At 41.9% G+C, this 5,636-nt stretch carries 5 protein-coding genes; all 5 read left to right on the top strand.

The annotated features are described in order from the left end of the window. Positions 1-110: 110 nt before the first annotated feature. The 5 genes from HT703_RS09335 (at position 111) to HT703_RS09315 (ending at position 5,548) form a co-directional block, all read left to right on the top strand. Positions 111-827: a YebC/PmpR family DNA-binding transcriptional regulator gene (locus HT703_RS09335; protein ID WP_000532877.1), complete on the top strand. Its 717-nt coding sequence runs from the start codon at positions 111-113 to the stop codon at positions 825-827. Positions 828-984: 157 nt separating this feature from the next. After that, positions 985-1,455: a MarR family winged helix-turn-helix transcriptional regulator gene (locus tag HT703_RS09330; protein ID WP_023937308.1), complete on the top strand. Its 471-nt coding sequence runs from the start codon at positions 985-987 to the stop codon at positions 1,453-1,455. Continuing rightward, a complete protein-coding gene (locus tag HT703_RS09325; RefSeq protein ID WP_023937310.1) occupies positions 1,430-3,199 on the top strand; it encodes an ABC transporter ATP-binding protein in 1,770 nt (589 codons plus the stop codon). Before HT703_RS09330 ends, HT703_RS09325 begins: the two co-directional genes overlap by 26 nt. Beyond that, positions 3,189-4,949 carry an ABC transporter ATP-binding protein gene (locus HT703_RS09320; protein WP_023937312.1) on the top strand — a complete coding sequence of 587 codons (1,761 nt, stop codon included), beginning with the start codon at positions 3,189-3,191 and terminating at the stop codon, positions 4,947-4,949. Before HT703_RS09325 ends, HT703_RS09320 begins: the two co-directional genes overlap by 11 nt. Before the next feature lie 95 nt (positions 4,950-5,044). After that, on the top strand, positions 5,045-5,548 hold the full coding sequence (locus tag HT703_RS09315) for a phosphatase PAP2 family protein (RefSeq protein ID WP_054393071.1): 504 nt from the start codon (positions 5,045-5,047) through the stop codon (positions 5,546-5,548). The last annotated feature ends 88 nt before the right edge of the window (positions 5,549-5,636 follow it).

The following is a 5,636-nucleotide window of genomic DNA, read 5'->3' as shown; positions in this document are numbered from 1 at the left end:
ACAACTGTCAAAGTCCCGATTTACTGAATAAAATCCATTTCCTCTAGTGAAAATCGAAAAAACTTGTGTTATAATAAGAAAGATTAAAATGTGAAAAAAGGAGATTCCTAATGGGACGTAAATGGGCCAATATCGTAGCCAAGAAAACGGCTAAAGATGGAGCTAACTCTAAAGTATATGCAAAATTTGGTGTAGAAATCTATGTAGCAGCTAAAAAAGGTGATCCAGATCCAGAATCAAACTCAGCTTTGAAATTCGTTATCGACCGTGCTAAACAAGCCCAAGTGCCAAAACACGTTATTGATAAAGCGATTGATAAAGCAAAAGGAAACACAGACGAAACCTTTACAGAAGGACGTTACGAAGGTTTTGGACCAAATGGTTCTATGTTGATCGTGGATACTTTGACTTCAAACGTTAACCGTACAGCGGCTAATGTCCGTGCAGCCTTTGGTAAAAACGGCGGAAACATGGGCGCTTCAGGTTCTGTTTCTTACCTCTTTGATAACAAAGGTGTTATTGTATTTGCAGGTGAAGATGCGGACGCGGTCTTTGAGCAATTGCTCGAAGCAGATGTGGATGTGGATGATGTAGAAGCAGAAGAAGGAACAATCACAGTTTACACAGCGCCAACTGACCTTCACAAGGCTATCGTTGCCCTTCGTGAGTCAGGTATCGAAGAATTCCAAGTGACTGAATTGGAAATGATTCCTCAATCAGAAGTGGAATTGTCAGGCGATGACCTTGAAACCTTTGAAAAACTTTACAGCGTCCTTGAAGACGACGAAGACGTACAAAAAATCTACACAAACGTAGATGGGTTCTAATTTAACCTAGAGAATATGATCCTAAGTGAAAAAATCACTTGGGATTTTTTTAATCAAGAAAATAGTTCTCATGAAAACTTTTTCTTGACATCTCTTTTCTGAAAATGATAAAATAGTTCTCCTAGGAACTAAATGCAATGATTAGAAAGGGGTTAGTATGGATAAACCGATGTTAGTCTTTAAGCGTTTTGGTCATCAGATTCACCTCATGGTGCAAAAGGAAGCCAAACGTTGTGGTATTGAATTTATGGGTGGACCTCAAGGTCAGGTTGTGCGTTTTTTGGATAATCGTGAGAAAAACCAAGACTTGGTCTTGATTAAAGATATCGAGCAGGAACTCAATATTACCAAGTCTGTTGCTAGTAATTTGGTCAAGCGTATGGTGCAAAATGGTTTGGTGGAATTGGAGGCGAGTCCTAGCGATAAGCGGGCTAAATTTGTTCGTCTGACGGACAAATCACGTTCTCAGATGAAACAGGTTAAGGCCTTCTTTGAACGCATAGACAAGCAGTTGATGGAAGACATTGATGAAGATGAATTACTGATTTTTGAGAAAGTTCTCGGTCAACTACAGGAAAATATCAAGGGGATAGGAGGAGAGAATGAAGAAATTAGCAAAACGAATTAGTAGAAAAGAATGGGGGATGATTTTACTAGCCATTCTCTTTACTTGCTTTTCGGTCTATCTAGAGTTGGAAGTGCCGACCTATATCTCGAAAATTACGGATTTGCTAGGTAGTCAAGGAACTAATTTAGATGAGTTGTGGCAGCCGGCAAGCATGATGGTGGGAATGTCCTTTCTTGCCTTCTTGTCCGTAGTTGCAGTTGGATTTTTTGCATCCCGAGTGGCGGCTTCTTATACTAGTAGGCTGAGAAGTGATATTTTTAACCGAGTTTTGGATTACTCGCAGACAGAGATTAAGAAATTCTCTATTCCTAGTCTCTTGACGCGTACCACCAATGACATTACTCAAGTTCAAATGTTGATTACCATGGGCTTGCAAGTAGTTACGCGTGGTCCAATTATGGCTATCTGGGCTATTGGGAAGATTTTAGGTCATTCAGAATATTGGCTCTGGGCCGTTCTTGTGGCAGTGATTGTCAATGTTTTGATGACGACCGTTTTGATGACGCTAGCCTTTCCAAAACAGTCCTTGATTCAGGGGCTGACTGATAAACTGAACAGTATTACTCGTGAAAGTTTAACAGGTATTCGCGTCGTTCGTGCCTACAATGCAGAGGAATACCAAAATGAAAAATTTGCAGTAGCAAATGATGAATTGACACGCTTGAATTTGTTTGTCAACCGTCTTATGGCTATTTTGAACCCTATCATGATGGGGATTTCAAGTGGTTTGAGTGTGGCGATTTACTGGATTGGGGCCTATGTGATTAACGACGCTGCTCCGATAGCGCGTCTGCCTCTCTTTAGTGACATGATTGTTTTCATGTCTTATGCCATGCAGGTTGTCATGGGCTTCCTTCTCATGGGAGCACTCTTCATCGTTCTTCCCCGAACTATGGTCTCTGCTAAGCGGATTAATCAAGTTTTAGATTTGCATTCTTCTATCCAAAACCCTGCTCAAGTGCAGCTGGCTGATGAAAACCTCAAAGGTCAGGTCGAATTTAAGGATGTGACCTTCCGCTATGCGTCAAATTCGGAGGCAGTTATCGAACATGTTAGCTTTAGAGCAGAAGCTGGTCAAACAGTGGCCTTTATTGGGTCAACAGGTTCTGGTAAATCAACTCTGGTCAATCTGATTCCACGATTCTACGATGTGTCAGCAGGAGAAATTCTGGTGGACGGTGTTAATGTTCAAGACTATGACTTGAATGATTTGCGCAACAAGGTTGGTTATATTCCCCAGAAAGCGGTTCTCTTTTCAGGTGATGTCAAGGGTAATTTAGACTTTGGACAGAGTCAAGAAACACCGCTTAGTGAGCAAGTTATGTGGCAAGCCTTGGAATTGGCCCAGTCTAAGAACTTTATCGAAGACAAGGAAGCGGGCTTAGCGTCAGAAGTGGCCCAAGGAGGAACCAACTTCTCAGGTGGTCAAAGACAACGTCTGGCAATTGCGCGTGCCTTAGCTCGGAAGCCAGAAATCCTCATCTTTGATGACTCCTTCTCAGCCTTGGACTACAAGACAGACCGTGTCCTACGCCAAGAGCTAGCAGAAAAAACCAAGTCTATGACCAAGCTTATCGTTGCACAACGCATTTCAACGATTATGGATGCAGATTTGATTTTGGTCTTGGATCAAGGAAAAGTCGTGGGACAAGGCACCCACAAGGAACTTCTAGCTAATAACGAAGTTTACCAAGAAATTGCTTATTCACAACTATCGAAGGAGGAATTGGAACATGGAAAATAAGAAAATGTCTCTCTGGAAACAGAGTAAACCCTATCTTGCAGGCCTCCAGTTTGCCCTTCTAATCGCCTTTCTAGCAACAATCGTATCCAATATCATTACTGTATATGGTCCAACCCGCATCAAGGAAATGACTAATATTATTGCCAGTGGTCTGGAAACAAGTGTGGATGTCGCGGCGGTTGCAGCTATTGGTGGTTTTTTGGCTGTGATTTATGTGATCGGACTTCTATCAAATTATTTACAGGCCTTTCTGTTTACAACAGCTATTCAACGTTTTTCAGAGCGTTTGAGAAGAGCTATTGCAGAGAAAATCAATAGCCTTCCATTGGGATATTTTGATGGACATTCTCAAGGAGATACTTTGTCTCGTGTAACCAATGACGTTGACACTGCAGCCCAGTCCCTTAATCAAAGTCTGGGAACAGTTCTTTCATCTAGTTTATTGGTCTTAGCAGTCTTGGTAACCATGTTTGGGATGAACTGGATTTTAGCCTTGGTGACGGTTGTTTCAACTCTTGTTGGTTTTGCTTTCGTGTCTGTCTTTATGGGAAAATCCCAGGGCTTCTTTAAGAGTCAGCAACAAGATTTGGCAGCTGTCAATGGCTATGTGGAGGAAATGTACTCTGGCCATAATGTGGTGACCAGTTATAATGCTATCGAGAGTACGAAAGAAGAGCTTGCGAAATTAAACCATCGTCTGTATGACAGTATTTGGAAATCTCAATTTATTTCAGGGATTATGATGCCGATTATGATGTTTATTGGGAACTTTAGCTATGCCTTGGTGATTATCGTTGGTGCAGCCTTGGCCTTAAATGGGCACATCAGTATCGGGATTATCGTTGCCTTTATGGCCTACGTTCGTATCTTTTCTCAGCCTCTTTCACAAATTGCCCAAGGGATTACTAGTTTGCAGCAGGCTAGTGCAGCCATGGGACGTGTCTTCGAATTCCTAGCTGAAGAGGAGATGGAAGATGAATCCCATAAAGAAAGACAATTGAGCGATATGAAAGGTCAAGTAGTCTTTGATCGAGTCTCCTTTGGTTATACACCAGAGCGAACCATTATTCATGACTTTTCTGCGACCGCTCATGCAGGTCAAAAGGTTGCCATTGTCGGACCGACCGGAGCTGGTAAGACAACCATTGTCAATTTTTTGATGAAGTTCTATGAGATTGATAAGGGAAGTATCCGTATCGATGGTGTGGATACCAAGGATATGAAGCGTTCGGAAGTACACGATGCCTTTTCAATGGTCTTGCAGGATACTTGGCTCTTTGAAGGTACTATCCGAGATAATCTCATCTATAACCAAAAGGGTATTAGTGATGAGCGCGTGATTGAAGCTAGCAAGGCTGTAGGGATTCACCACTTTATTATGACCCTACCAGATGCTTATGATACCGTCTTGGATGATACAGTGACCTTGTCTGTCGGGCAAAAACAACTATTGACCATTGCTCGTGCTTTGTTAAAAGATGCGCCACTCCTAATCCTAGATGAGGCGACTTCTTCTGTTGATACCCGTACAGAGGAATTGATTCAGAAAGCCATGGATCGTTTGATGGAAGGCAGAACGTCCTTTGTCATCGCCCACCGCTTGTCTACTATCCGAAATGCTGATCTTATTCTGGTTATGAAAGATGGCAATATCATCGAGCAAGGAAATCATGATGAGCTGATGGCGCAAGCTGGTTTCTACGCTGACCTCTATAACAGTCAGTTTACAGAAGACGAAGCAGAAGAATAAATCCAAAGAAGGCTTGACGGCCTTCTTTTTCTGCACTATACTAGAAGATAAGTGTTTCCCTGCAAGCAAAATTTGAGTAAGTAATGAGAAAATATATGAAAAATTATCAAGAATGGTATGACCATATTGCTGGTAAGATTGAAAATAAGCCTATCTTTCTGAGACTGTTAAGAGCTTTCAATCGGTTCATGACAGTAGTTATGCCTATGATTTATCTAACCTTGTTAGCAATTACCTATCTCCAACAAGGACTTGGGACACAGGTCGGAATCTATTTGTTTATTCCAGCGTCAGGTTTTGTGATTTTGTCCTTTCTTCGTAAGAAAATCAATGCTCCTAGGCCTTATGAGGAATGGGATATTAAACCCTTGCTTGACAGAGATAGTCCTGGTCAGTCTATGCCCAGTCGTCATGTCTTTTCAGCAACCATTATCTCCATGGCTTGCTTACATGCTAGTTTATCTGTAGGGGTTATCCTGTTGGTCTTGTCAGCCTTCCTCGGTCTAGTGAGAGTCTTAGGGGGAGTGCATTATCCCAAGGATGTAGTGGTTGGTTATATTTGTGCTCTTGTATGGGGTGTGATTTTCTTTCTATTTTGACCTGTAAGTTAATACTCAATGAAAATCAAAGAGCAAACTAGGAAGCTAGCCGCAAGCTGTACTTGAGTACGGTAAGGCGACGCTGACG

This window comes from Streptococcus sp. 3874 (genome assembly GCF_013276425.1).
GTDB classification, from domain to species: domain Bacteria; phylum Bacillota; class Bacilli; order Lactobacillales; family Streptococcaceae; genus Streptococcus; species Streptococcus pseudopneumoniae.
Note: the sequence above shows the minus strand (reverse complement) of the source record. Positions and strands in the feature narration are given on the sequence as shown.